A 23,692-nucleotide genomic window follows, 5' to 3' on the forward strand; every position below is an offset into this window, starting at 1 on the left:
CCTAATCTTCAAGCTTTAGCAGCGCGCCAGGCGCTTCATTTTCAAGGACCAATTCGCCGCGCCAATCGAGCCAAATCATGTGGGCGTAGGCAAACGCACCAAAGGCAGACATCGCAGCAATTGCGCCGCGCACGGGCCAAGTGGGTACGCGTAGCGATCCTTCTCCCTCGTATTCGCCAATGCGGTAGGCATCATAGAACGAGGGGATCGTTCCCCATATCAACGCGAGGAAAAGAGCAAATCCCAGGAGGGATGCGAATGTGCGGAGGATGCGACGCATAGTTGGTGGCACTGCATCTGAAAGGATCGTCGTGCGCAACATTGAGCCTGAGTAGATCGCCAGTGGGATCTGCAAGAACGTGATCGTCACGATAGAGTTTTGCAGGATTTCCTTGGTGCCCGGAATAGGCCGCGTTAGGAATATTCGGCCAATCACGTCGCCAAAAATGAGAAATGCGAGAGCGAGCGTCCAGAATGCTGAAAAAATATGCAACATTCGAGCGCCCCTAATATGTGTCTTCATTTTGCCCTCCCCGACGCAATTAATGCCAACTCCATGAACGCTACCCGATGGGGCGGGGGGATCAAGCGCTTATTTAGCGAGTGATAAATAATGCTGAAATTGGCCGCAGAGCTTCTTGACCACCGCGACGCGATGTGCAGAGATTGGGTTAGTTAGCAACTGATAAATAAGCCGACTTGTTTGGCGAACAGTGCTTGAAGAGCGGTCAAAACCGCATGTTCTGGGAGGAACCTTAATGAAAAAAACAGTCACCCTCAGCCTAGGGGCTCTCGCGATTACTGCTATGACAGCACCACTTGCCGCGGACACATTTACGCTGCGTGTTGGCTCTGGCCATCCGAATGGTCCAGCCGTATATGTAACTGATACTGCAAAGTTTTTCGTGCCAGAAGTGGTGCGCCGCGTTGCCGCTGAAACAGATCACGAGATCGAATTCGTCGAAGGATATGGTGGCGCAATCGCGGGTGTCGCAGAAACATTGGAAGCGGTTCAAAACGGCATCCTAGACATCGGCGCTTTCTGCATGTGTTTTGAGCCTGCTAAACTGTTCCTGCACAACTTCCCTTATTATGCACCCTTCGGATCAGAAGATTCGGCGCAAGCGATAACGGCTGTGCGCTCGGTCTACAACGACGTTCCGTGGCTCGAAGAGCAATTCAAAAGTGAATACAAGCAAGAGCTGTTGGGCCTGCATGGTTGGGACAACTATCACTTGGGCACGACGGACCCATGGGACACAGTTGCAGACTTGAAAGGCGTCAAAGTTGGCGGCGCGGGTCCTAACCTACCATGGCTTGAGTTCGCGGGCGCGATCCCCGTTCAATCCACATTGCCAGATGGCTATCTGTCGCTTCAGACGGGCGTTTACAATGGCTGGCTGATGTTCCCTTCCGCCTACCTTGGCTTCAAGTTCCACGAGCCAGCACCGAACTATACATTAGTTGGTTTCGGAGCGATGCCTGTGAATGCGTTGACGATGAACAGCCGCACAATGGCAAGTTTGCCTGAAGATGTTCAAGCGATCATCCGTGAGGTCGGTGCCGCATATGAGGCACAGTCAGGTGACTCCTTGAATGCTGCACAAAAGCGGGGTCTTGACGGCTTGGTAGCAGCTGGTGCGAACGTGAAGTCGTTGCCTGCTGAAGCACGTGCAGGCTGGGCGGAATCGCTCGTTGGTTTCCCACAGCAACAAGCTGCTGAAGCAGACAGCCGCGGCATGCCAGGCAGCGAAGTTTTGAAAGCCTATCTCGCCGCAGCAGAAGCCGCAGGCGTTGAGTGGCCGGTAGCCTACGCCGTCCAATAACCGACGCATCGTAAAACTAGAGAAAGGCGCGCTCAATTCGTAGCGCGCCTTTTTCTATGCAATGTTGACTTTAGTCAGCTTGATCAAGCGCTGTCAAAATACGCTCTGGCGTCATCGGCATTTGCCAAATGCTTGCACCCATAGGGGACAAGGCATCGTTTACAGCGTTCAAGATCGCAGCAGGCGCACCGCCTGTCCCAGCCTCACCCGCGCCTTTTGCCCCGAGCACAGATGTCTTCGTTGGTGTCTCGATATGCGCAATCGTGATGTCTGGCATTTCGCTTGCCATGGGGACCATGTAGTCAGCCATGGTCGCGTTGAGAAACTGACCATCGGGTGAATAATGGCACTCTTCATAAAGCGCGCCGCCAATGCCTTGGACAACGCCGCCTCTGATCTGCTCATCCACCAGCAAGGGGTTTATAACGCGGCCACAGTCTTCAACGGCCCAGAAATGCAGCACTTTGACGAAGCCCGTTTCGATATCAACTTCCACATGCGCGGCCATCGCGCCATTGGTGAACACGAATGGAAAGTCTGTGACGCGGTAATGGCGGGTCGCAACGAGTTCGGGATTTAGATCATTAGGCAATTCATTGCCGCGATAATACACTGTGCGTGCGAGATCGGCCAAAGGCAGGCGGATAGTGCCGTTCAAATCCGTGACTGCACCGCCTTGAATGTCGAGCGTTTCAACACCCGTTTGCAACATCACGCCTGCGACCTCGAGCACTTGGTCTTTGAGGGCTTGTGCCGCTTGCAACATCGCTTCGCCACCAATCCCTGCGCCGCGAGAGGCCCATGTGCCGCCGCCGTATGGCGTGGTTGCGGTGTCGCCTGTGGTGACTTTCACGCGGTTCAGATCAACACCAAACACGCCCGCTGCGATTTGGGCGAGGATTGCATTGGTGCCTTGGCCCTGCTCGGTGATCGACGAGGACACATGCAACGCGCCACCCGCATCAAGACGCACGGTGGCACCATCTTGCGATGCAATCGGCGCGCCGCCGATGCCATAAAACATAGGGCTGGGGTTGGTGACCTCGACCATCGAAACAAAGCCGATGCCGCGATAGATACCATTTTTGCGCGCTTCGGTTCGCTCATCGCGCAGGGCATCATAATCCATCAGCTCGGTCAGTTTGCGCAGCGCGCGTTTGTGACTGAGGTCATCCAGTTTCATCCCCGTCGCAGAGCTGCGTGGATAACTATCGTCAGCCATCAGATTGATCTCGCGCAGCGCAACAGGGTCCATCCCAATTTTGCGCGCGGCATCCTCCAGTAAGCCATCCGCAATCGCCATCGCAATAGGGTGCCCAACGGCGCGATATTGGCACATGAGCGTTTTGTTTTGAAACACCACGCGGCCCTTGGCGCGGTAATTTTCCATAACATAGGGCGCGCCTGTGAGGTTCAGAACTTGGTTGCATTCAATCGCAGACGTACGCGGATACATCGAAAACGGGCCGATCCCTGTGAGATCATCAAAATCGATACCAACGATTGTTCCCGCTTCGGTAACCCCCATCTTTGCTTTCACAATATGATCGCGGGCGTGGATGTCTGTAACGAAACTCTCGAATCGATCGGCGATGAATTTTACTGGGCGTTTGAGCAGTTTGGCAGCTGCGGCTGTTGCGATTTCATCGCCATATGTGTGGATCTTTATCCCGAAAGAGCCGCCAACGTCATTGGAAATAACACGTATGTTTTCTTCGGGCAGGTCGAGGTGTTTGGAGAAAATCACCTGCATCATGTGCGGCGCCTGGCCAGAGTAATAGACGGTCAGTTGGTTTTCTGAGGGATCATAGTCACATACCGTGCCACGCGATTCCAAGGTAACACCAGTATGGCGGCCAAAGCGGAATTCGCGCTCCACCACATGCACACCCGGGGTTGCAAAGGCTGCGTCAATATCGCCCGCAACCATGTCACGTTCCCATGCCAGGTTGTTTCCTAACTCGGGATGAATGACGGGGGCTTCTAGATCAAGGGCCGTTTCGGAATCGACGGCTGCAGGAAGCTCGTCGAAATCTACATAAACAAGCTCGCAGGCATCCTCTGCCAAAGCGCGCGAAGTTGCGACGACCATCACTACAGGTTCGCCTTGCCAACGCGCGACTTCCATTGCTAGAGGGTGCTGTGGCATGGAACGCAGTCCTGCCAAATGGGTCAATGTGCCGACATAAGGCGTGACATGCGCAGCGAGGTCTTCGCCAGAGTACACCGCGATCACACCTTTTGCTGCGCGTGCATCTTCCGTATCAATTGAGAGGATCTTCGCATGCGCATGCGGGGAGCGCACGAAAGCAGCATGAACCATGCGTGGTAGCTTTTGGTCATCAACGTAGCTCCCACGACCTTGCAGCAAACGCGCCGCGTCTGCGCGAGGCTCAGGTTTGCCGATGTAGCGATTTGGCTTATCAAAAATATGGGCAGGACCGGTCATACGCTTTTCTCCTCGATCACATCGCAAATCGCGTTAACGATGGATTGATAGCCGGTGCATCGGCAGTAATTGCCAGAGATATGCTGACGGATGGCTTCGCGATCCGCGATGCCGCCTGCGTTCACATATCCAATCGCGCTGGCGAGCATTCCGGGAGTGCAAAAGCCACATTGCAAGGCATTGTGTTTAGTAAAAGCCGCCTGTAGCTGCGCACTTTGGCCGTTTTCCGCAAGACCCTCAATCGTGATGACATCTTTTCCGTCAGCTTGCGCTGCAAGCATCAAGCACCCGCGTACGGTGTCGCCGTCAACGGTCAATGTACATGCGCCGCATACACCGTGTTCACAGCCAACATGGCTACCTGTCAGCGACAACTCTTCGCGTAAAAAGTCGACGAGGTTTAGGCGCGATGGAACTGTTGCGCGCACATCTTCGCCATTGACGCGCAGGCTGATATCTATGGAACGGCTCATACTGTCATTCCTTTCAGCGCGCGTTTCAGCGCAACCCCTGCAAGCCGTTGACGGGTCGTGTGATTGGCTTTGAGATCATCGGTGAAATCGATGTTGCCGAGATGCTCAAGAACAGAGGCCATATCGTCCTGTTGTTCAAGTGCCTGTTCAAGGTCTGGCACGCGCGTTGCGCGATCGGCCACCCCGAAGAAGGCCGCGCGATATGTATTTGACGTCTGAACAACTGCAACCCCCGCGAGGGCGTAATCGCCGTGTCTTTGCGTGAGTTCATGAAAGCCGAAACGTTGCTCGGATGTTGCCACCGGGATGTGAAGGGCTTTGATGAGTTCACCATCCAAAGCTGTTTCGAACATGCCAAGAAAGAAATCATCTGCATTGATCATGCGTGTGCCATCTGGTCCTTCGGCTTCGACGATTGCATTGAGCGCGCGCAGAAGAGCGGGCATTTCTGCGGCAGGATCCGCAAGTGCAATGGAGCCGCCAATCGTGCCACGATTACGGATCGCGTCATGGGCAATATGGGGCAGAGCGAGGCCAAAGATTGGGATATGTTTTTGTACATCTGCATCAGCCATCAACTCGGCATAGCGCGTCATTGCACCTATTCTTATCGTATCGCCTTCAATTGAAATACCGCGCAGCTCGCTCAGATTGGCTAGGTCGATCAAAACCTCTGGCGCTGCCACTCGAAAATTCATCATTGGCATCAAGCTTTGCCCACCCGCAAGCGGCATTGCTTCGCCGCCATGTTCGGCGAGCATCGCAAGGGCAGCATCTAAACTTGCTGGAAGTAGATAGTCAAAGTCAGGTGCTTTCATGTTGTCTCCTCGCCAGGTGGATTCGTGCTCCATCCCTTTACGCCACTTACACGCTAAGTTATCGAGTTATAAATAAGGATCAAGTGAGGAAGCAAATCAATGATCCAGAAACTAATGCCAGACAGCCAAGCACCAGCACTTTCATTGCCTTTGGTTGGCGGCGGAATTTGGTCTCTTGCCGATCAAAACCCGAAGAACTTCACGATGGTGATCTTCTATCGTGGCTTGCATTGTCCTGTTTGCAAAATGTACCTGAGCAAGCTGAACAATCTGACCGATATGGCGGCAGACGCTGGCGTCAACGTCATTGCTGTGTCTATGGATCCCGAAGACCGCGCAACACAAACCAAATCGGAGTGGGAGCTTGGGAACCTCGATATCGCATACGACGCAACAGCCGAGGATGTGCGCAATTGGGGGCTTTATCTGTCGACAGCCTTCAAAGACGCTGAAATTCCACAGTTTGCTGAGCCAGGTTTGTTTTGGGTTCGCCCGGATGGACGTTTATACCTGATTGATATCTCAAACATGCCGTGGTCACGTCCTGACGTGGAATTCCTGCTGTCTAAAGTTCAATTCGCGATGGGCAACAGCTATCCGGCACGCGGGACAACTGCTTAAGTTTGGTAAGGTCGGTTCAATTTGATTTCTAAACCGGCCATGAACGCTGTGATTGCATCAGCGATCACGCGTTCTTTGTCGGTGGAGATCGCGCTTTCATAAATCAAATCGCGCACGCCATAATAAAAGATGCCGCCGTGCATGACCCACACGAATTCAACTTCGCAGTCTTTCGGCGGAATGTCTGGCAGCCCAAACTCAACACGCGCTTCAATCAGGATGGGTTCCAGAATGCGCTGTCGTACAAGTTGCATGTAGCGGCGATTGATATCGACACCCTTGAGGCCTGAGAACAGGAATATCCGCATCCATTCACGATTAAAAATCGCGTTAGTGTAGACGTTATAAAACGTATTCAAACGATCTGCCAAAGGACGTGATCGATCGCGCAAAAGAGGCTCCCACTCTGGTTGCCAGCGTTTGACGTAAACGGCGTCATAGACCTCAGAGATCAGATCACTCTTGGACGGGAAATAGCGATACAAAAGTGGCTGCGTGACGCCTAGTTTCTTGGCCAAGCCGCGGGTTGAACTCTCAAAGCCTTCTTCCGCAAAGAACTCAATTGCCTGATTGATGAAGTCCTGACGTCGGGCTTCGGATGAGAGTCTTTTAGGCTTTGGGGGCTCATTGGGGGCTGTGTCAGGCTGTGTCATTCGGGCCGTCTATGCATTGTGCCAATCGCCGTCAATTTGAAGCCTGTGCCCCACTTCGAGCCCTTGCATTAAGGTGGTTTCAATAAAACAGCCCTTCTTGGCGGCGGCCATCAAGCGCATCTGATCGTCTTTGTTCGCAGGGCTGTCAAAATCGATATCCAGATCAAAACCAACCGGCGCTGTCGTGTAAGGATCGCGCCCCATTTGCTCACCCCGCCAATGCAAACGCGCGTTGACTGTAACTTGTCCAATCGGGATTTTCATACGTTTTGAAAAGGCTCTGATCTGGGTCATGATGCACCCAGTCAGCGCAGCTGTGAACAGAGCAAGCGGGGGCGGAGCGGTCGCATCCCCACCGTGAAACGGACCTTCGTCAGTTGCGAGGTCATAGGTCTCGTTCATTGTTTCAAAATGAACTTTAACGTCGTTGCGCATCTTTCCAGACATGGTCCCCGTGCCTTCAAAGATGATGTCAAATGTCTTCATTTCTGGATCGGCCATGACGTCTGATATCCCTAATCTAAATTATCGTTTGATAAAATCACGAGACCCAAGGTGTGGCAAGTCCATTGACTCATGTGCAAATTTAATTTGTCATTCGATAAATAAGCAATGCACACCGAGGATAGACACATGACTAAGCTTACGCGACAGGATATTTACGACACCGCCAAAGAGCTTTCCAATTGGGGACGTTGGGGGGACGATGATCAGATTGGGACGTTGAATAACGTGACGCCTGAGGATGTGGTTGCAGCGGGTCGTTTGATCAAAAAAGGTAAGACATTTGCGCTGGGTCTGGACCTCAAGGAGAAGATTCAATCGGGTTTGTTCGGTGGGCGTTGGAACATGATTCATCAGATGCTGGCGACGGGAACGGATGCTGTCACGGGTGAGCAAGACGGCGATGGCAAAGCCTATTTGCGCTATGCTGATGATGCGATCAACTTGCCTTGTCAGGGCAGTACGCAGTGGGATGCTCTGTGCCACATTTTCCTTGATGACAAGATGTACAACGGATTTCCGGCGACTGATGTGACGGTAAATGGTGCCAAGAACCTCGGGATTGAAAATGTGCGCGACAAGATGGTTGGGCGCGGCGTTCTTCTTGATGTCGCGCGTTGGAAAGGTGTCGACAGCTTGGATGACGGCTACCCGATCACCAATGACGACCTTGATCGATGCGCGGCCGCGCAAGGTGTCGATATACGTAAAGGTGACTTCGTGATTGTGCGTACTGGACATCAAGAACGCTGTCTCGCGGCGGAGGATTGGACAGGATATGCGGGTGGCGATGCACCAGGGCTTTCGTTTGAAACAGCGCATTGGATCAAGAAACACGACATCGCGGCGATCTGCTCGGACACATGGGGCTGCGAAGTGCGCCCGAACGAATCCGAAGAAGCTAATCAGCCATGGCACTGGGTGGTTATCCCATCTATCGGCATTTCTATGGGCGAGATTTTCTACCTCAAAGACCTCGGTGAGGATTGTGCGGAAGATGGGGTGTATGAGTTTTTCTTCACCGCGCCACCGCTTCATATTCCGGGGGCTGCTGGATCACCGATCAACCCTCAAGCGATCAAATGATCCTTTGGGGACGCGCGAGTTCGGTCAATGTGCAGAAAGTGCTTTGGGCTTTGGAAGAGAGCGGGCGTCCCTATGAGCACAAGATTGTTGGGGGCATATTCGGCGGAAACGATGATCCTGAGTTTGCCGCACTGACACCCGTGCGTCGCGTCCCTGTTTTGCAAGACGGCGATGTTACGCTTTGGGAAAGCCACGTGATATTGCGCTATCTGGCGAGAGAGCAGGTAAGCCCTGTCGCGGATATGTGGATGGAATTTGGCTCTACCACGTTGCAACCTCCGTTTCTTGGGCTGTTCTGGCAACAAGTGCGTATGCGCAAAGCAGAGCAGGACAAAGCGACGTTGGAAAAGCATATCAAAGCGCTTTACGCGGGTTTGGGCATTCTTAAAACGGGTCTGGCTGACGGGCGCACTTATTTGGCTGGTGAAGGTTTTTCGATGGCAGATATCGCTATCGGCAGTTTGTTTCACCGCATCATGGATTTGCACCCGACAATTTTGGACGATTTCCCGAAGGTCGACGAATGGCACGCCAACATTGCGGCGCGCGCAGGATACCGCAAATGGGTTGCGACATCCTTTGAGGAGTTGCGCGTGACGGAGTGACTACATCCGCGTTTGATAGCTTGCTGGGGTCCAGCGATAGCTGTCCTGCGTGCGTTCTACGTATCCAAGCGATGGGAACGGCATGTGAAAGCCACTGACCAAAAGACCATCGGTGGCGACCATATCAAGTACGCGGTTTCGCGTTGCAATCGCCATATCCTTATCATCGTCATAGCCGACAAGACTATTAGGATATTGCAGCGAAAAAACGAAATGATTGGTAACATCGCCCCAAACCAACAGCGACTTACCCGCGCTTTCTAGACGATACATCATATGACCGGGTGAGTGCCCAAAGGCTGCTTCAGCCGTGAGGCCGGAAACGACACTGTCGCCGTCTTCAAGAAATGTCATGCGATCCGTCAACGGCGGGATCAGCTTGAGGAAAATGTCACGCGTCCCTGCGCGTTGCTCTGGAATGCCCTCGCCGCTGGACCATGCTTCAAATTCTTTGCGTCCAATAACATAGCGCGCATTTGGATAGGTTGGTTTATCCCCATCCATTACACCAAGGATATGATCGGGATGGCAATGCGTGAAGGCAACGATGTCGATGTCTTCAGGCGCGTAGCCTGCATGGGCTAAGCGTCGGCGCAAGTGGCCAGCTGCTTCGTCGAGACCACGGGGCGCGAAGCCAGTATCAAATAGGACAGTCTGGCCACCAATGCGAATAATCGTTGGGGTATAGCCACTTTCAAATCCATGCGAAGGAAGGTTATTGCGCGCTGCAATTTGTGCGATCTCTTCATCGGACTTGTCGAGCGCAAAAGGCGGATTGATCGGTTCACGAATATGAGCGCCGTCTTGGATTGTGCTCACTACTGCTTCGCCCAAAGTGAAACGATGGATGCTCGATTTATACGTCTCGTTTTTTGCACTCATGGCATTGGCACCTCTGTTGTGAATTTCGGGACTGAGTAACCCGCTTGCACGGCTGGACGTTTCGCGATACGCGCATACCAATCGCGCACGTTTGGGAAGTCGTTGAGATCGATCTCTTGCCACTCGAAACGTGACACCCAAGGCCAGCAGGCCATGTCTGCAATAGAATACATGCCCGCGCCGTCACCCGCGATATAGTCGCGCTTGTACAAATGTCTGTTCAAAACACCATACAAACGACGCGCCTCTGTTGAATAACGCTGCTCGCCGTACTCTGATTTGCCTTTGTTGTACTTCACGAAATGGTGAACCTGTCCCAACATCGGACCCAAACCACCCATTTGCCACATCAGCCATTCCACCATGCGCCAGTATTCGTCACCCTCGCATTGGAACCTTTTGTGCTTGTCAGCAAGGTAGAGCATGATCGCGCCTGTCTCCATCAGATGCGTACCAGTCTCCTGATCGACGATTGCGGGTATGCGATTATTGGGTGCTATCTTTAAAAAGTCAGGCGCGAATTGTTCGTCCTTAGAAATGTCGATTGCGTGAGCTTTGTAGGGGATGCCCAGCTCTTCGAGCAGGATAGACACCTTGCGCCCGTTCGGCGTGGTCCAAGTGTAGAGATCAATCATCGTGCGCCCTTTGATGCGAGGTTCGTAATACCTGTGGTCAAACACAGCATCGGTTTCTATTGCGTTTATAGCAAGTGCAGGTTTTGATAGGGTAGTTTGACCTAGATGAGGAGATGAGACATGAGCACGCACGGTCCCCATCACATTGCGACCAATCCTGATCCAGCGGCCTTCGCGCATTGGCCTGAAGGGCTTTATGAGGAAATGCTGAAAAGCCATGACAATGGCTGCGTCGGCAGTGTGCTCGTATCCGAGACACACCGCGTGCGTGTGTGGCATTTGCACCTGCCTGCGGGTGCGCGTTGCGCGTTTCATCGCCATGTGAATCCCTATTTCTGGTCGGTATTAAGCGCTGGTAACGCGCGCAATTATTTTTCCTCGGGTGAAGTAACAGATGCAGAATATACCGTAGGCGAGACCAAACATTTCCACTACGGAACAGGGGATTACATGATGCATTCGCTTGAGAACACTGGCGATACGGATCTTGCGTTTACGACTGTTGAATTCATGGATGGGACGAACCCTCCTTTGGAAATTCCCGCTGAATTCCGCCTCGCTTAAGGTGATGCGTTAAGCTGAACAGCTTCTCCAGTCTCTGCGGACAGTATGATCGCATCAAGCACTTCGATGTTATGCAAAAGCTCGAAGTCCGAATAAGGATAGGGCGCTTCACCTCGTATCGCTGCACCGAAGGCTTCAAGGTTGGCTGTTACACTATCCGTCCAGTCAAACACTTGCGTCTCTGTGTCCTCAAACGCGCGATACCGCTCCATCGTGGCTGTGCCGCCAGGCGTATCTGGATGTGTTGAGTTGCGGATTTCCACCCACATATCAGAACCGAACACGTGCGTTCTGATGAAGTGTGGCGTATGTAAAATTGCCTGCAACGTCGCCGTCATCCCTGCCTCAAATTGCAATTGCACTGTGACCACATCGCCTGTTTCCCAACCTAAGCTGCGATCGGCTGTGAATGCATGAAGGGATGCGACAGGCCCGTAAAACGCAATAAGAAGGTCAGTCAAATGTATGCCCATTTGGGTCATACCTGCGGCGGGGGCAAAAGCCTTGGTCGTGCGCCAACTGTCTGAAGTGAGCCCTTTCAACTTGTCATGGCTAAACGCCAACTCGGTGTGCATAATCGCGCCAAGTGCTTGTTGGTCAAGCATCTCCCGCAACGCTAAAATCGCAGGCTCAAAGCGGCGCTCATGGCCTATGCCCAATACAAGGCCAGCGTTGCGGCACGCTTCGATACTTGCAAGCGCGCCTTTGGCGTTTAGCGATAATGGTTTTTCGCAAAAAACATGTTTGCCAGCGGCGACTGCTTCAAGGATTTGACTGTCATGCAAATCGTTCGGAGACGTGAGTATGACTGCTTGCACGCTCGGATCGCTCAGCGCTGCTTCGTAGCTTTTTGCAACTCCTAAGCCAAGATCTTCGATTTGGGCATGAAGGTCCTGCGCTGGTTCGACGATGCCGCGAAGATCGAAGTCTGGATGATCTTTCAGACGGCGCGCGATGTGCTGGCCCCACCATCCAAAGCCGATAAGTGCTGTTCCAATCATCCTGCGATCCCTTCGTGTTCGCATCACCCTAACCTAAGATTTCGGCACCAGCATATCGAATTCTTTGGACCACTCGTTCAGAACGTCGCTCAAGTGCTGGGTTAAGCATTGAGCTAACAGCTGGGCAGCGCGCGGTGGAGCAGACTCAGCTTTTTCGACCAAGATATAATCCAAACCGATAGGAGGGTCCTTGATCGGATTGAGGTGCCGAATGCTGCCGTCTTTGTCAGGAAAGCAGATCGCACTGGGCAACATGGCGATCCAATCGGTTGCGGCCACCATCTCTAGCGTTGCCAGCATCCCGTCCATTTCCAAGGTCTCCGCGATCTGGATGTTATGGGTGTTGAGCAATGTATCGATGCTTTTGCGCCTCACATTCAGACGAGATGGCACAATCAAACGTTTGCCCGACAACGCGCTCAGAGGGAGTTCAGACAAGTGCTTATGTCCGATGGCATTCGCCGCGCTCGACACCAGCATTTCACGGTCATGGCCTATAAAGCGACCTGTTAAACCTGCGGGTAATTCTGTCGAAGGCACCATCGCAAAGTCGAGTTCACCGTCCAAGACGCGCCGCATTAAGGAATGGCTATATTCTTCAAGCAACGAGAGTTCGACGTCAGGAAATTCTGCATTGAACTGATCCAATGCGGGGATCAAAATGGATCTCGTCAGTGCAGGGATCATCCCAATCCGCACCAAACCTCCTACACGTCTGTGCATTTCGCGCACAGACTGCTCTATCGACATTAGAGATTTTAGGATACTCTGACCTTCGCGATACATAATTTCCCCTTCTGGGGTGAGACGAAATTTTTTGCGCTCGCGGATTAAAAGTTGAGTTCCTAAAACATCTTCTAAGCTCTTTACTTGCGTCGACATGCCCGACTGCGTCGTGTTCTCCCGCAGGGCGGCGCGGCTAAACGATTGCTCTTCGTAAACTGCGACAAATGCCTGTAATGCGCGGATTTTTATGCGAGGAAATGCCATTTCGATCCATTGAAAATTATAATATTCTAATAACAATAGGATCACGAAAACGAATTGCAAAACCTTTTGTGTAGTTATTGCGTTGATTTTTCTAACTCTTACGTGTGATGGCTCCATCTCTTCGAAGCTTTGTTTGTAAAGCAGCGCTGCTTTAGAATTCTAAAATCGAAGCGATTGGCCTTTGGTCCACCAAGGCGATGACCTCTGTCGTTGGAGGGCAGTAGGTCAATGCATTGTATGATCGTTGGGTGAATTAACCTATCGTTTAGTTTTCAATGATGGTTTGAGTTTCGCGCAGTGCGTTTTTTGCTTTCGCTAAGCCTGTTACACTGCCCATAAGCATCAAAGATCAAGCATAAGTGTTTTATCCTTCACACGCGAGACGCAGACACACATCTGGTCGCCCTGTGCGTGTTGTTTTGCAGTTTATAAACTGTCCCTGTGATCCGCTTTTCAATCAATTACATTTCTAACACATGTCCCATAAACGCCTAGCTTGTAAGATAATACCGTAGGTATCCAACACTTCGAGAATGGTCTCGTCTTAGCCAACATCTAGTGTCACACCGTTGCGTGCGAGCTTGACTTGAAACCCTTTTGTTGGTTCGCCTGAGAACGATGGATTGGCTAAAAACGTTCAAGGTGAACGGGTTCTGGCGCGCGCGCTTTTCGGCGGTGTCCATAAAGGGCTAGGTCCACAGACGTAAAAATGCTCACCGTTGGTCGAGTGGTCCAGCGCATCATGCAGCGCATTTTGCGTTTGCACTATATCATAGCCTTTGTAGAAAAAGACGTTGTCTGCATATGCGCCTAGCGCCAAGCGCTCGCGAAATGCAGTATGGCCCGCTGAACGCGAGAAATAGTGAAGTTGGAAAGACTGACCAAGCTTCTGAAAGCGACCCACCATTGTGATGATTGAGGTGATCCCATTGCCACCTGCGAACAACAGCGTATGCGGGGCAGTTTCATTCAACGGGCAGTTGTTGCGCGGCGCGTCAATCTCTAAACGATCGCCCGTTGCCACAACATTGTGCATCAAGTCTGAGCCGCCCCTTGAGGGTGCAACTTGTTTCACGGCTATCTAATAATGATGTCTTTCAGACGGATCGCCACACAGCGAATATTTTCGAATGATCCCTTCGTCACGATGCATATCAGTATGTGCATTAGCTGCATAGGCCGGCAAAGCGAACAGCCCCTTTTTTGCGAGACGGAAAGAGCGCACGCTATCGGTTTCTTCAAGGCATCGGAAGTCTTCGAGCGATGAAGGTACCTCATCTGCGGTTTTGCATAAGCTGATTGATCTTGCCGAGCTGCTATGGTTCACGATCTCCAATTTTGGGAGATATGATGAGCAATTTATACTGACTTACGAAGGCGCAGTTGGAGCGTCTCCGGCCTTACTTTCCAAAGAGCCGAGATCGTGCTCATGTGGATGACAGACGTGTGTTGAGCGGCATGATTTTCATTAATCGCAATGGTTTAAGGTGATTTGATGCACCCGCAGAGTATGGACCGCCGAAGACGCTATATAATCGCTCTCGCCGCGACAGTCATATTCTGGTTATGTGCCCTGACCCTAGTCAAAGCTTCTAGCAAATTGTTGTAAGCTGCCGCAGGTGGATGTCTGCTGGGCAGAGCCTTTCAAACAGAGCCTTTGGTGAAGCGTCCTTACCGTCCTTTCCAAACAGGGTCACGCTTTTCAGAAAACGCGCGGGCCCCTTCTAGTTGATCTTCGGAGGTGTATAACGCCTCAACTGTTTTGAATTGACTCTTTGTGATCTTGTTCAAAGCGTCTTGAAACTTCATATCCTCCGCTTCGCGCACGACTTCTTTGATTGCAGCGTAGACAAGCGGCGGCCCGGACGCGAGCAGATTCGCTAATTTTCTGGCTTCCGACATCAAATCACTTGCTGGATAGACATGGTTGATTATTCCCCAGCGCGCAGCTTCTTCGGTATCGAGCCATCGGCCAGTGAGCAGCATTTCCATCGCTATATGATAGGGGATACGCTTGGGGAGTTTCAAACTCGCGGCATCTGCAACCGTGCCAGAGCGGATTTCGGGTAGCGCAAAGCTTGCATGATCCGCTGCTAGAATAATATCCGCGCTCAGAGCGAGCTCAAGCCCGCCACCGCAGCAGATTCCGTTGATTGCTGCAATAACGGGTTTGTTCAGGTGCGGCAGTTCTTGTAAGCCGCCAAAGCCCCCGACGCCGTAATCGCCATCTACAGAATCGCCATCAGCGGCTGCTTTTAGATCCCAGCCAGGGCAAAAAAACTTCTCACCCGCACCCGTGATGATCGCAACACGAAGGTTGGGATCGTCACGGAAGTCTTTGAAAATTTGTCCCATTATCCGGCTCGTGGCGAGATCAATCGCATTGGCTTTACCGCGCGCAAGGGTGACCTCCAATACATGACCATCCTTATGTGTTTGGATCGGGGTGTCGGTCATGGGGCGTCTCCTTGAACAATAAGCGCATCGACGGCTATTGCCTTGGTATGCGTGCAGATAAGTGGATTAATCTCAATCTCTTGCACTTGGCCGTGATGCGCAATGACGTAATTTTGCACAGCGACAATTGCGTGCCAAAGTGATTTACGATCAATGGGTTGTGCCCCGCGATATCCATCAAGCAGAGGGGCGCATCTCAGTTTGCTCAACGTGCTATCCACCATTGCTTCATCGACTGGTAGTATCAGTGACGCGGTATCTTGCAGAAGCTCGGTTTGTGTGCCCCCCGCGCCAAGCGTTAGAACATACCCGTGCACCGGGTCTAGTGTGACTGCAAGTAGCAATTCGATTATTGGGTTTTGTACCATTTCCTCAATAAGATACGCATCGCTCTTCATGTTTTTAAGATCTGCGCGCAAAGATAGTTCATCCCTGATGCCGATCTTTACAGCACCTACTTCGGATTTATGTGCATTACCCAGCCCTTTGAGCACCCAAGGGGGCCTTAGCTTTGTGGCCTTAGCGACGATATCGTCCTCATGTATGCCGACATGGCTATTGGGAGTAGGCAGGCCGAAACGCGCAAGGCCGGCTTTTGCGTCATTTTCCGACAAGGTCTTGATGTTGATTGGAGTTTTGGGAAGCAATATCGGTGCTGCATCTACGTTATATTTTTGGGCAAGGCTGATCGCGTGCAGGGCGCGATCCATGCCACAGAAAGGGGTAACACCTTGATCCATCATGCTTTTTGCGGTTTTTTCCGGCATTGTATCAGGCAATGATGCAATGACACCGACAGGAATTGATGACGCTTTTGCAGTGCGCACGACAGCCTCCAAGGCGATGTCCCAATCGCTAACGGAGCAGCGGTCACTGCGCGGCAGATCAAGTACTACAAGGCCCATCGCGAGATCTGCATCAAACAAGGCGGTAAATGTTTGAGCCATCGCATCACAGTCGGGCCAGATGTAAGTATGGTAGTCCAACGGATTAGCGAGCGCTACTTTCGGGCCTAGAGCCTGCCGAAGGGTGCTCGATTGCTTGGATGAAAGTGTTGGGAAACTAACTTTATGAGCGATCCCAAGATCCGCCATCAAGCTCGCTTCGCCGCCCGAACACGAGGCAGAGGCAATAGCGTTTGATCGAAGAGGCCCAGCGACATGAAAAATCTTCAGTAACTCAAGGAAGGTCGCCAGATCGGTGGGTTGCGCTATGCCCAAGCGCTCCAAAAGGGCTGTGGCGCCAGTGTGGCTGCCTGCAAGCGATGCAGTGTGCGAAACGGAGGCAAGCTGTGCTTGATCTGATCGCCCGACTTTCAGTGCGCAAATTGGCTTACTAAGCTCGTTTGACAGATTAGAAAGATCTTCCAACCTTCTGATATCATTTATGCCTTCTATATGAATTCCAAGTACCGTTACGCGCGGATCACGCAGGATCGACATTCCAATCTCGGCGAGATCAACCTGAGCTTGATTACCTGCAGTTACGACATAGGCTAGTGGTACAGCGCGGTTTTGCATCGTCAAATTGATCGCGATGTTGGAACTTTGCGTGATGATTGCGACGCCACTGTCCACGGCTTCTCCACCATGCTGATCGGGCCAAAGTGCTGCGCCATCGAGGTAATTAAGAAAGCCGTAACAGTTTGGCCCTAAGAACGGCATGTCTCCTGCTGCTTGCAATAAGGCTGCTTGGAGATTTGCGCCATCGTCCAGCTCTGCGCTGGCTTCAGCAAAGCCGGATGCGAAACACACGGCACCGCCCGCGCCGCGTTCTGATAAAGAGGACAGGCAGTCGATAGTTGCGTGTCGGTTCACACCGATAAAGCTCGCGTCTGGGGCCGTCGGCAGATCTTTGATGTGCGCATAGGCTTTGTGGCCCTCAATCTTTTGCTTTGTGGGGTGAACAGGCCAAATGTCGCCTTTGAAACCGATGTTCTGACAGGTCGTGATCACATTGCTGCACCACGCGCCGCCACCTATAACCGCGATCGAGCGCGGACGGAGTAAGCGATCTAACTTGTCAGGGGCAGCCGCCATGTCTTAGGCACCTAGTGGTCTAAACAGATCGCGGCTGATGATATGGCGCTGGATTTCACTGGTACCATCCCAAATGCGTTCAACCCGTGCATCGCGCCAGAAGCGTTCTATCGGGTAGTCATCCATCAAGCCCATGCCGCCATGAATTTGAAGCGTTGTATCGGTGACACGTGCCAACATCTCGGTGGCATAGAGCTTGGCGCTCGCGATCTCGCGGTTGGCAGGCAGGCCTTGATCCAGCCGCCATGCGCCAGAAAGAGTCAGCCAATCGGCCGCATCAATTTCAGTGATTATATCGGCGATTTGAAAGCTAACTCCTTGGAATTTGCTGATTTGTTGCCCGAATTGCTTCCGCTCAGCCGCATAGTTCAGGGCATACTCAAAACAGCGACGCGCGCGACCAACGCTGAACGCAGCCACTGTCAAACGCGTCGCATAAAGCCATTCGTTCATGACTGCGAAGCCGCCATCCACCTCGCCTAGAACCTGCGCATCGGGCAGGCGGCAATTGGTGAAATCGAGCACGTAGTTCTTGTAGCCTCGATGCGACACCGATTTATAACCTTCGCGCGCGTCAAATCCTGGAGTGCCGCGATCCACCAAGAAAGCCGTGATGCGTTTCTTGGGGCCTTTTGGCGTTTGATCTTCGCCTGTTGCCACGAAAACAATAAAAAAATCAGCGTGCTCCCCGCCAGAAATGAAATGTTTCGAGCCATTGATCACCCAATCACCACCATCGCAGATCGCGCTACATTTCATCCCACGCACGTCAGAGCCGGCTTCGGGTTCCGTCATCGCGAGGGCATCCATTTTCTCGCCGCGCACTGCAGGAAGTAGATAGCGTTCGCGCTGATCGCCTTCGCAGGCCATCAAAATATTTTGGGGGCGTCCAAAGAAATGCGTCAGCGCCATGGATCCGCGACCCAACTCGCGTTCAACGAGCGTGAAATCGAGATGAGACAGGCCAGCACCACCGACCTCCTCAGGAAAGTTGCAGGCGTAAAAGCCGAGATCAATGACCTTTTGTTTTAGATCTTGGGCCAATTCATCGCGAACCTGACCGCTTTGTTCGACTTCGTTTTCAAAAGGATAGATTTCATTTTCAACAAAACTCCGGACCGTATCGACGATCATCGTTTGCTCTTCACTTAGGCCGAACTGCATTGCTTTGCTCCGATGTGTTGTGATCTGAGAACGCCTCAGAGGCGTTTGGATTGCCTGTTTTACAGCGACACGCAAGGTCTGTTTGCGACGGAGACTGTAAGAGAGTGTGAAGCCATCCGTTGACTGGTACAATTGTTCGCTTGGATTGCGACGGGCTTTGCGGCAACACTCACCCCATGACAGATAGAAAAACACGCATCGCTTTAAATGGGTTTGGCCGCATTGGCCGATCCATTCTGCGCATTCTACGCGGCACCGATTTGCCCTTTGAGTTGGTCTTAATCAATGACATCCAACCTTTGGATGTCTGTGCCTATCTCTTTGAATATGATAGCGTTTTCGGACGCTTTAGTGGGTCGGTCTCGTATGACGCGGGTTGTTTGATATTGGACGGCGCGCCGATAGATTTTCGTCATACGCAAGACCTGAGTACGCTTGATTTGTCCAACGTTGACGTCGTTTTGGAGTGCACAGGGCTTGCAGGAAACCGCGCGATTGCCACCCGTGGCATGGATGCGGGCGCGGGTGCGGTATTGATTTCTGGCCCGTCGGATACCGCAGACAAAACAATTGTCTTGGGGGCCAATGATCATGAATTGGGTGTGGCGAAGATTGTGTCAAACGCCTCTTGCACCACCAACGCACTGGCTCCTTTGTTGCGGGTTCTGGATGAGGCGTATGGTGTCGAAAGCGGTCACATGACGACGGTTCATTGTTACACGGGCAGTCAGCCAACTGTGGACAAACCCGGTGCCGATTTTGCGCGCAGCCGCGCGGCGGCTTTGTCGATGGTGCCCACTAGCACAAGTGCGCAGCGTTTGTGTGGAGAGGTTCTGCCGCATCTTGCAGGTCGTATTGAGGCCCGCGCCATTCGTGTGCCTACTGCCAGTGTGTCTGCGATTGACCTGACCGTGCAGACCCGCGCAAGTGTCACAACGGATATGGTGCGCACCTATCTAAAAGAGGCGTCGAGCAACATTCTTGGATGGACCGAACAACCGCTGGTCTCCTCAGATCTGCGGATGAGACCAGAGTCTTTGGTGTTGGTTGGGCCAGAACTATCCGTGTCAATCGGTGGATTGCTTCGGGTGTTCGGCTGGTACGACAACGAGTGGGGCTTTTCGATGCGTATGTTAGAGCTCGCGCAGCGCATGGCGCAGAGATAGCGCTGCGGGGGAGGAATCACGCTACCCCCGCAGTCTATTTTCTCTAAATTACAGGAATTTGCCCATCGCAACGGCCGTATCTGCCATGCGGTTTGAGAAGCCCCATTCATTGTCATACCAAGCCAGAATGCGGCACAAGTTGCCGTCCATAACCTTGGTTTGATCCGCAGCAAAGATGGAGCTGTGCGGGTCGTGGTTGAAATCCATGGAGACAAGCTTGTTCTCATTGTGCTCCAAAACGCCCATGAGGGGCCCATCAGCTGCGACCTTAATCGCGGCGTTGATTTCCTCCACAGTCACATCGCGCGCGGTTTCAAACGTCAGATCAACAGCGGAAACGTTTGGCGTCGGCACACGGATTGCGACGCCGTCAAGCTTGCCCGCAAGCTCTGGCAGCACGAGGCCGACGGCCTTGGCGGCACCTGTGGAGGTTGGGATCATGCTCATCGCGGCGGCGCGCGCGCGGTAGAGATCGGAGTGCATTGTATCGAGCGCTGGTTGATCGCCTGTGTAGCTGTGTACGGTCGTCATGAACCCGCGTTTGATACCAAAGGCTGCGTTCAACACGCTGGCAACTGGGGCGAGGCAGTTTGTGGTGCAGGATGCGTTGGAGACAATCAGATCCTCGCCCGTCAACGTGTCGCTGTTCACGCCGTAAACAATTGTTTTATCCGCACCTTTTGAGGGGGCAGAGATCAGCACGCGGCTTGCGCCGTTCTCTAAGTGTACCTCGGCTTTTTCTTTATCCGTAAAGATGCCTGTGCATTCCATCACGATATCGACATCTGGCCAAGGCAGATCCGCTGGATTGCGGATCGCGGTGACCGCAATCGGTCCGCGACCGACATCAATGGAGGAGTCGTCATGCGTCACTTTTGCAGGGAAACGGCCATGCACACTATCGTATTGCAGAAGATGCGCGTTGGTCGCTACGGGGCCAAGATCGTTGATCGCGATAACTTCAATGTCTGTGCGACCACTTTCGATGATAGCGCGCAAAACATTGCGGCCGATGCGTCCAAATCCGTTAATTGCTACTTTTACAGCCATGCTCAGGTCCCATCTTTAATAAGTGCGATTTCGTTAGCGCTAACAATTGTAAATGCAAGATAAAGTCAAGAGGCGGAGCACCGAAGTGACCAAACTAGCGCCAGAATGCCATCCATTCGGTAAAAGCCGTAAATTTTTTGAAAAGAAAGACAAGGTTTGCCCAATCGGCCCAAATCGCGTCGGCAATCAGGCCAGCCACAATCAAAACCCCGAGGCAAATGGCGATAGTGTTTGTCATGCTCTTGCTCAATCTGATTGGCTCGCGTCAAGATGCGCCAGCCAGTTCGAAAAACCAAGGGACCATTGTCAGGTCTGCGTGTGTCCTAGTGGTTCAAGCGACCCAAAGTAGCCGCAACATCGGCCATGCGGGCTGAAAAGCCCCATTCATTGTCATACCATGCCAAAACCCGCACGGTACGGCCACCAACAACTTTGGTTTGATCCGGCGCAAAGATACAGCTGTGCTCTGTGTGGTTGAAATCGATCGAAACTTTTGGTTCTGGATCATAGGACAACACTGCACCCATGTGGCCTCCCGCTGCTTCTTCTACGACTTCATTCACATCTGCGACGGTGACATTTTGTTTTGCTTCAAAGGTCAAATCAACCGCGGAGACGTTGGGTGTCGGCACGCGCATAGAGGTGCCATCAAGCTTGCCTTTGAGGTTTGGAAGCACTTCGCCCAAAGCTTTGGCTGCTCCTGTCGAGGTGGGGATCATGGCCATTGCAGCGGCGCGCGCACGGTACAGATCGTAGTGGCGGCGATCCAACATCGGCTGATCGCCTGTGTAGGAATGGATGGTCGTCATAATGCCCCGCTCGATACCGATAGCTTCGTCCAAGACTTTCGCGAGGGGAGCGAGACAGTTGGTCGTGCAGGACCCGTTAGAGATCATTGTTTCACCAGCGATCATATCGCGGTGGTTCACGCCGTAAACGACCGTGCGTTGCACGTTTTTTGCGGGGGCAGAGATGAGGACGGATTTCGCACCACGTTCTATATGAACGGCGGCTTTTTCGCCGTCATTGAACTTGCCTGTGCATTCGAGGACAACGTCGCAACCGCTCCAATCAAGCTCTTGCGGGTCGTAGGTCGAGAACATTTCCATCGGGCCGCGCCCCAGATCCATGGTGTTGCCTGAGACTTTTACATCGCCAGGGAAGCGGCCGTGCACGCTGTCGTAACGCAGCAAATGTGCGCTGGTTTCAATTGGCCCTGTTGCGTTGATCTTGACTACTTGGACATCATTGCGCGCAGCTTCCGCGATATGGGCGAGTGTGGAGCGTCCGATGCGCCCAAAGCCGTTGATGCCTAAAGTTACGGTCATAGTGGTCTCCTGCAGACGCTGTCGTTGGGGGAGGTATAGCGGGCTGGCGGGCGAGGAGCCAAAGAAAAAGGTGAATATTGGCAATGTGTTAGCGATAAACTTGGAGTGTTTATGAGTGGTTGCGCTAACGGGTTTGAGGGTTTCAGAAATGATTGCGGTAACAGTTTGCTATACGAGCAGATTTGATTCGGGGCTTTTGAATTCCAATCATTTCATGATCGGAATAGCTGGGGTCAGCCTCCAAACCCCCAGAGTTTAAAGGCAAGATGACTGGGTTAGCTCAGTGCTTTTGTTTGGTGTAGGCGTACTTTAAGGCCGCCGTGCGGGATTGGGGCGCTGGTTTCGTTGAAAGGCAAGCTAGAGGTGCGCGCGAGGTCGCTATCGGTTGTGATGATCGCTACACGCCAACCTTTGAAGCGGGCCTTCAGCGTGCTGCCGAGCGCGCCGTAGAGCGCGTAGAGTTGTTTCTTATCGCCAATACGGGCACCGTAAGGTGGGTTGAGGATAATCAAACCGGGTGGGCCATCGGGGCGTTGTAGATCGCTGATAGCAGCTTCAGTGAAACTGCAGTTCTGCGCGACGCCTGCGCGGGCCGCGTTGGCTTCTGCGTTGGAAATTGCGCCTGCGTTGCGATCCGATCCATGGAAGTGAATATTTGTTTCGGTTGGTGTTAGATCGCTGCGTAATTCGGCCCAACGGTCAGGCATAAAGGTTGCCAGGCGCTCGAAGGCGAAGCCACGCGAGCGGCCTGGTTTGAGATTGCACGCGATTTCAGCGGCTTCCAGGACGAACGTGCCAGATCCACACATGGGGTCGAGCACAGGTTCGGTGCCGTCAAAGCCACTGGCGCGCAGAAAAAGGGCGGCAAGGGTTTCGCGCATAGGGGCTTTTCCGACCGCTTCTTTATGACCGCGCTGGTGGAGCGGGTCGCCGGATGTATCGATGGAAAAAGTGCACAGGTTATCGTCAATGCGGACCATGATTTTGATGGGGTTGTCGGCGATTGTGGTGCCTACATGTTCGTTTATTGCCTTTTCTATGCGCTCTTTCGCGGCTCCCGCATGGTAGATCTTCGATTTGCGTGTGGTGACGTCAACGCGAAAGGGAGTATTCGCCAGCAGCAGCGTACTCCATTCTAGTGTGCGGGTCTGTTTTTCGAGCTGGCTGAGGTTGAAGCTGCGAAAGCTGGCAAAACGTGCGAGCACTCGCGACGCCCCGCGCAGTTTCAAATTGGCGCGCATCACGTTGGGCCAAAGACCCATAAATGTGATTCCTCCGGCTGCTATTTCTGCGCCTTTGAAGCCTTCTTCAAGTGCTTCGGTGTGAAGGTAGTGCTCTAGTCCCGGAGGGCAGGCGCAGAAGATTTCAAAGGGTTTCATGT

At 52.7% G+C, this 23,692-nt stretch carries 24 protein-coding genes and 1 pseudogene; 7 read left to right on the forward strand and 18 right to left on the reverse strand.

What is annotated here, in order from left to right; all coding sequences use genetic code 11:
- Window position 1: 1 nt before the first annotated feature.
- Window positions 2-496, reverse strand: a complete 495-nt coding sequence (locus tag QZ280_RS07635; protein ID WP_293442154.1) for a TRAP transporter small permease — start codon at window positions 494-496, stop codon at window positions 2-4.
- Window positions 497-758: 262 nt separating this feature from the next.
- Between QZ280_RS07635 and QZ280_RS07640 the strand changes: the two genes are divergently transcribed.
- Window positions 759-1,826 carry a C4-dicarboxylate TRAP transporter substrate-binding protein gene (locus QZ280_RS07640; protein WP_293442157.1) on the forward strand — a complete coding sequence of 356 codons (1,068 nt, stop codon included), beginning with the start codon at window positions 759-761 and terminating at the stop codon, window positions 1,824-1,826.
- A 70-nt stretch (window positions 1,827-1,896) separates the two neighbouring features.
- Here the strand turns inward: QZ280_RS07640 and QZ280_RS07645 are convergent, their stop codons facing one another.
- Genes QZ280_RS07645 through QZ280_RS07655 form a run of 3 tightly spaced genes read right to left on the reverse strand, consistent with a single transcriptional unit; the run spans window position 1,897 to window position 5,566 of the window.
- Complete coding sequence (locus tag QZ280_RS07645) at window positions 1,897-4,275, reverse strand: xanthine dehydrogenase family protein molybdopterin-binding subunit (RefSeq protein WP_293442160.1); 2,379 nt, start codon at window positions 4,273-4,275, stop codon at window positions 1,897-1,899.
- Window positions 4,272-4,748 (reverse strand): (2Fe-2S)-binding protein, encoded by a 477-nt coding sequence (locus QZ280_RS07650; protein WP_293442163.1) that lies wholly within the window; start codon window positions 4,746-4,748, stop codon window positions 4,272-4,274. The genes QZ280_RS07645 and QZ280_RS07650 overlap by 4 nt, the downstream gene beginning before the upstream one ends.
- Window positions 4,745-5,566, reverse strand: a complete 822-nt coding sequence (locus QZ280_RS07655) for a xanthine dehydrogenase family protein subunit M (RefSeq protein ID WP_293442166.1) — start codon at window positions 5,564-5,566, stop codon at window positions 4,745-4,747. The genes QZ280_RS07650 and QZ280_RS07655 overlap by 4 nt, the downstream gene beginning before the upstream one ends.
- 99 nt (window positions 5,567-5,665) lie before the next feature.
- On the opposite strand from QZ280_RS07655, the gene QZ280_RS07660 reads away from it, so the two are divergent.
- Window positions 5,666-6,187, forward strand: a complete 522-nt coding sequence (locus tag QZ280_RS07660; protein WP_293442169.1) for a peroxiredoxin-like family protein — start codon at window positions 5,666-5,668, stop codon at window positions 6,185-6,187.
- On the opposite strand, the gene QZ280_RS07665 is transcribed toward QZ280_RS07660, so the two are convergent.
- Both QZ280_RS07665 and QZ280_RS07670 read right to left on the reverse strand, forming a co-directional pair.
- Window positions 6,184-6,840, reverse strand: coding sequence for a TetR/AcrR family transcriptional regulator (locus QZ280_RS07665; RefSeq protein ID WP_293442173.1), 657 nt, complete (start codon window positions 6,838-6,840; stop codon window positions 6,184-6,186). The two genes, QZ280_RS07660 and QZ280_RS07665, sit on opposite strands and share 4 nt — an antisense overlap.
- A 9-nt stretch (window positions 6,841-6,849) precedes the next feature.
- A complete protein-coding gene (locus QZ280_RS07670) occupies window positions 6,850-7,341 on the reverse strand; it encodes an OsmC family protein (protein WP_293442176.1) in 492 nt (163 codons plus the stop codon).
- Between the two features lie 132 nt (window positions 7,342-7,473).
- Between QZ280_RS07670 and QZ280_RS07675 the strand changes: the two genes are divergently transcribed.
- Together QZ280_RS07675 and QZ280_RS07680 are read left to right on the forward strand one after the other, a co-directional pair.
- Window positions 7,474-8,430 (forward strand): cyclase family protein, encoded by a 957-nt coding sequence (locus tag QZ280_RS07675; protein ID WP_293442178.1) that lies wholly within the window; start codon window positions 7,474-7,476, stop codon window positions 8,428-8,430.
- Window positions 8,427-9,035 (forward strand): glutathione S-transferase family protein, encoded by a 609-nt coding sequence (locus tag QZ280_RS07680; protein ID WP_293442181.1) that lies wholly within the window; start codon window positions 8,427-8,429, stop codon window positions 9,033-9,035. Before QZ280_RS07675 ends, QZ280_RS07680 begins: the two co-directional genes overlap by 4 nt.
- Here the strand turns inward: QZ280_RS07680 and QZ280_RS07685 are convergent, their stop codons facing one another.
- Together QZ280_RS07685 and QZ280_RS07690 are read right to left on the reverse strand one after the other, a co-directional pair.
- Entirely contained in the window at window positions 9,036-9,917 is an 882-nt protein-coding gene (locus QZ280_RS07685) for an MBL fold metallo-hydrolase (RefSeq protein ID WP_293442184.1), read from the reverse strand.
- A complete protein-coding gene (locus tag QZ280_RS07690; RefSeq protein WP_293442187.1) occupies window positions 9,914-10,552 on the reverse strand; it encodes a glutathione S-transferase family protein in 639 nt (212 codons plus the stop codon). The genes QZ280_RS07685 and QZ280_RS07690 overlap by 4 nt, the downstream gene beginning before the upstream one ends.
- 120 nt (window positions 10,553-10,672) lie before the next feature.
- Here QZ280_RS07690 and QZ280_RS07695 point away from each other — a divergent pair, with 120 nt between their 5' ends.
- Complete coding sequence (locus QZ280_RS07695; protein WP_293442190.1) at window positions 10,673-11,116, forward strand: hypothetical protein; 444 nt, start codon at window positions 10,673-10,675, stop codon at window positions 11,114-11,116.
- Here the strand turns inward: QZ280_RS07695 and QZ280_RS07700 are convergent.
- The 3 genes from QZ280_RS07700 to QZ280_RS07710 form a co-directional block, all read right to left on the reverse strand.
- The gene (locus tag QZ280_RS07700) at window positions 11,113-12,117 is read right to left on the reverse strand and encodes a Gfo/Idh/MocA family oxidoreductase (RefSeq protein WP_293442193.1); all 1,005 of its coding nucleotides are present in this window, start codon (window positions 12,115-12,117) and stop codon (window positions 11,113-11,115) included. The two genes, QZ280_RS07695 and QZ280_RS07700, sit on opposite strands and share 4 nt — an antisense overlap.
- A 33-nt stretch (window positions 12,118-12,150) precedes the next feature.
- Window positions 12,151-13,107 carry a LysR family transcriptional regulator gene (locus tag QZ280_RS07705; RefSeq protein ID WP_293442196.1) on the reverse strand — a complete coding sequence of 319 codons (957 nt, stop codon included), beginning with the start codon at window positions 13,105-13,107 and terminating at the stop codon, window positions 12,151-12,153.
- A 637-nt stretch (window positions 13,108-13,744) separates the two neighbouring features.
- Window positions 13,745-14,146: a hypothetical protein gene (locus tag QZ280_RS07710; protein ID WP_293442199.1), complete on the reverse strand. Its 402-nt coding sequence runs from the start codon at window positions 14,144-14,146 to the stop codon at window positions 13,745-13,747.
- 344 nt (window positions 14,147-14,490) lie between these two features.
- Between QZ280_RS07710 and QZ280_RS07715 the strand changes: the two are divergent.
- A pseudogene (locus tag QZ280_RS07715) lies at window positions 14,491-14,595 on the forward strand (IS5/IS1182 family transposase); the annotation flags it as partial.
- Between the two features lie 183 nt (window positions 14,596-14,778).
- Here the strand turns inward: QZ280_RS07715 and QZ280_RS07720 are convergent.
- From QZ280_RS07720 to QZ280_RS07730, 3 genes are read right to left on the reverse strand one after another with little or no spacing between them, the layout of a single operon-like run.
- Window positions 14,779-15,564, reverse strand: a complete 786-nt coding sequence (locus QZ280_RS07720; protein ID WP_293442201.1) for a carnitinyl-CoA dehydratase — start codon at window positions 15,562-15,564, stop codon at window positions 14,779-14,781.
- A complete protein-coding gene (locus tag QZ280_RS07725) occupies window positions 15,561-17,603 on the reverse strand; it encodes an acetate--CoA ligase family protein (protein WP_293442204.1) in 2,043 nt (680 codons plus the stop codon). Before QZ280_RS07725 ends, QZ280_RS07720 begins: the two co-directional genes overlap by 4 nt.
- Window positions 17,604-17,606: 3 nt before the next feature.
- Window positions 17,607-18,767 carry an acyl-CoA dehydrogenase family protein gene (locus QZ280_RS07730; protein ID WP_293442206.1) on the reverse strand — a complete coding sequence of 387 codons (1,161 nt, stop codon included), beginning with the start codon at window positions 18,765-18,767 and terminating at the stop codon, window positions 17,607-17,609.
- 176 nt (window positions 18,768-18,943) lie between these two features.
- Between QZ280_RS07730 and QZ280_RS07735 the strand changes: the two genes are divergently transcribed.
- Entirely contained in the window at window positions 18,944-19,933 is a 990-nt protein-coding gene (locus QZ280_RS07735; protein WP_293442209.1) for a glyceraldehyde 3-phosphate dehydrogenase NAD-binding domain-containing protein, read from the forward strand.
- 48 nt (window positions 19,934-19,981) lie between these two features.
- Here the strand turns inward: QZ280_RS07735 and gap (QZ280_RS07740) are convergent, their stop codons facing one another.
- The 4 genes from gap (QZ280_RS07740) to QZ280_RS07755 all read right to left on the reverse strand — a co-directional run bounded on the left by gap (QZ280_RS07740) (window position 19,982) and on the right by QZ280_RS07755 (window position 23,690).
- The gene (gene gap, locus QZ280_RS07740) at window positions 19,982-20,983 is read right to left on the reverse strand and encodes a type I glyceraldehyde-3-phosphate dehydrogenase (protein ID WP_293442212.1); all 1,002 of its coding nucleotides are present in this window, start codon (window positions 20,981-20,983) and stop codon (window positions 19,982-19,984) included.
- Window positions 20,984-21,077: 94 nt separating this feature from the next.
- Entirely contained in the window at window positions 21,078-21,221 is a 144-nt protein-coding gene (locus QZ280_RS07745) for a hypothetical protein (protein ID WP_009828314.1), read from the reverse strand.
- Between the two features lie 85 nt (window positions 21,222-21,306).
- Complete coding sequence (gene gap, locus QZ280_RS07750) at window positions 21,307-22,311, reverse strand: type I glyceraldehyde-3-phosphate dehydrogenase (protein ID WP_293442220.1); 1,005 nt, start codon at window positions 22,309-22,311, stop codon at window positions 21,307-21,309.
- 275 nt (window positions 22,312-22,586) lie between these two features.
- Window positions 22,587-23,690: a class I SAM-dependent RNA methyltransferase gene (locus QZ280_RS07755; RefSeq protein WP_293442223.1), complete on the reverse strand. Its 1,104-nt coding sequence runs from the start codon at window positions 23,688-23,690 to the stop codon at window positions 22,587-22,589.
- Window positions 23,691-23,692 lie beyond the last annotated feature (2 nt).

Origin of the sequence: Planktotalea sp., from assembly GCF_018607995.1 — a bacterium.
Taxonomy (GTDB): Bacteria; Pseudomonadota; Alphaproteobacteria; order Rhodobacterales; family Rhodobacteraceae; genus Planktotalea.

What these genes read in the sequence shown, in the direction of transcription:
- QZ280_RS07680 (WP_293442181.1), top strand. Translation starts at nt 8,427, where the DNA reads ATGATCCTTTGGGGACGCGCGAGTTCGGTCAATGTGCAGAAAGTGCTT.
- QZ280_RS07665 (WP_293442173.1), bottom strand. Translation starts at nt 6,840, where the DNA reads ATGACACAGCCTGACACAGCCCCCAATGAGCCCCCAAAGCCTAAAAGA.
- QZ280_RS07650 (WP_293442163.1), bottom strand. Translation starts at nt 4,748, where the DNA reads ATGAGCCGTTCCATAGATATCAGCCTGCGCGTCAATGGCGAAGATGTG.
- QZ280_RS07670 (WP_293442176.1), bottom strand. Translation starts at nt 7,341, where the DNA reads ATGGCCGATCCAGAAATGAAGACATTTGACATCATCTTTGAAGGCACG.
- QZ280_RS07645 (WP_293442160.1), bottom strand. Translation starts at nt 4,275, where the DNA reads ATGACCGGTCCTGCCCATATTTTTGATAAGCCAAATCGCTACATCGGC.
- QZ280_RS07720 (WP_293442201.1), bottom strand. Translation starts at nt 15,564, where the DNA reads ATGACCGACACCCCGATCCAAACACATAAGGATGGTCATGTATTGGAG.
- QZ280_RS07675 (WP_293442178.1), top strand. Translation starts at nt 7,474, where the DNA reads ATGACTAAGCTTACGCGACAGGATATTTACGACACCGCCAAAGAGCTT.
- QZ280_RS07725 (WP_293442204.1), bottom strand. Translation starts at nt 17,603, where the DNA reads ATGGCGGCTGCCCCTGACAAGTTAGATCGCTTACTCCGTCCGCGCTCG.
- QZ280_RS07635 (WP_293442154.1), bottom strand. Translation starts at nt 496, where the DNA reads ATGTTGCATATTTTTTCAGCATTCTGGACGCTCGCTCTCGCATTTCTC.
- QZ280_RS07745 (WP_009828314.1), bottom strand. Translation starts at nt 21,221, where the DNA reads ATGACAAACACTATCGCCATTTGCCTCGGGGTTTTGATTGTGGCTGGC.
- QZ280_RS07640 (WP_293442157.1), top strand. Translation starts at nt 759, where the DNA reads ATGAAAAAAACAGTCACCCTCAGCCTAGGGGCTCTCGCGATTACTGCT.
- QZ280_RS07655 (WP_293442166.1), bottom strand. Translation starts at nt 5,566, where the DNA reads ATGAAAGCACCTGACTTTGACTATCTACTTCCAGCAAGTTTAGATGCT.
- QZ280_RS07755 (WP_293442223.1), bottom strand. Translation starts at nt 23,690, where the DNA reads ATGAAACCCTTTGAAATCTTCTGCGCCTGCCCTCCGGGACTAGAGCAC.
- QZ280_RS07690 (WP_293442187.1), bottom strand. Translation starts at nt 10,552, where the DNA reads ATGATTGATCTCTACACTTGGACCACGCCGAACGGGCGCAAGGTGTCT.
- QZ280_RS07705 (WP_293442196.1), bottom strand. Translation starts at nt 13,107, where the DNA reads ATGGCATTTCCTCGCATAAAAATCCGCGCATTACAGGCATTTGTCGCA.
- gap (WP_293442212.1), bottom strand. Translation starts at nt 20,983, where the DNA reads ATGGCTGTAAAAGTAGCAATTAACGGATTTGGACGCATCGGCCGCAAT.
- QZ280_RS07695 (WP_293442190.1), top strand. Translation starts at nt 10,673, where the DNA reads ATGAGCACGCACGGTCCCCATCACATTGCGACCAATCCTGATCCAGCG.
- QZ280_RS07730 (WP_293442206.1), bottom strand. Translation starts at nt 18,767, where the DNA reads ATGCAGTTCGGCCTAAGTGAAGAGCAAACGATGATCGTCGATACGGTC.
- QZ280_RS07735 (WP_293442209.1), top strand. Translation starts at nt 18,944, where the DNA reads ATGACAGATAGAAAAACACGCATCGCTTTAAATGGGTTTGGCCGCATT.
- gap (WP_293442220.1), bottom strand. Translation starts at nt 22,311, where the DNA reads ATGACCGTAACTTTAGGCATCAACGGCTTTGGGCGCATCGGACGCTCC.
- QZ280_RS07660 (WP_293442169.1), top strand. Translation starts at nt 5,666, where the DNA reads ATGATCCAGAAACTAATGCCAGACAGCCAAGCACCAGCACTTTCATTG.
- QZ280_RS07700 (WP_293442193.1), bottom strand. Translation starts at nt 12,117, where the DNA reads ATGATTGGAACAGCACTTATCGGCTTTGGATGGTGGGGCCAGCACATC.
- QZ280_RS07685 (WP_293442184.1), bottom strand. Translation starts at nt 9,917, where the DNA reads ATGAGTGCAAAAAACGAGACGTATAAATCGAGCATCCATCGTTTCACT.